Source organism: Bartonella capreoli (assembly GCF_902813205.1).
GTDB classification, from domain to species: domain Bacteria; phylum Pseudomonadota; class Alphaproteobacteria; order Rhizobiales; family Rhizobiaceae; genus Bartonella; species Bartonella schoenbuchensis.
Genome location: NZ_CADDZX010000091.1, coordinates 1 through 642, shown reverse-complemented (window position 1 = coordinate 642; position 642 = coordinate 1). Strand labels below are relative to the sequence as shown.

Annotated in this window: 1 protein-coding gene; it reads left to right on the top strand. The window is 43.1% G+C overall.

What is annotated here, in order from left to right:
- Positions 1–221 precede the first annotated feature (221 nt).
- Positions 222–467 (top strand): hypothetical protein, encoded by a 246-nt coding sequence (locus tag J7R05_RS07480; protein WP_208541792.1) that lies wholly within the window; start codon positions 222–224, stop codon positions 465–467.
- Positions 468–642 lie beyond the last annotated feature (175 nt).

The following is a 642-nucleotide window of genomic DNA, read 5'->3' as shown; positions in this document are numbered from 1 at the left end:
ATTGTTTTTCATTGAGATGCGATAGTGATTGCATGGAGCTTATTATTTATGAAAGAAATATTATATTCTTGAAAAGAGTGGGGGGGACATATGTAAAGGGAAGGGGAGGGAGGGGGGAGGGGTAGCGAAAGAGGAAGAGGAAGAGGGGAAGAGGGGTGGAGCGACGAGAACTAGGAAAAGGGGGGATTTGGGAAAAAGAGAGTAAGCTCTAGATTTGGGGAGTGGGAAGAGGGAAGGGGAAAGGAGAGAAAAGGGGGGAGGGGAGAAAGAAGGAGGGAAGGGGGAAAGGAAGAAGAAAAGAAGGGAGAAAAAGGAGGAAGGAAGGAAAAGAGAAAATTAGGAAGAAAAAGAGAGAAAAAAGAAAAGAGAAGAAAGATAGAATAATTTATAAAATAAAAATTTTATTTAAAAGAAGAAGGAGGAAGGGGAAGAGAGGAGAGAAAAGAGAGTGGGAAAAAGTTAAGTGAGGTTGGAATGGTGAAGGAGTGGATGTAAGAGAAGAGGGAAATGGAAAGAGGGTAATAAGATGAGTGGAGGATGGGGAAGCAGTAGTGAGAGAAGAATGGAGAGGTTTAAGAGAGGATGAGCGGGAGGGTGGGTTGGGGGTTATAAGTAGGTGGAGATGGCTAATGTGATGTAGTT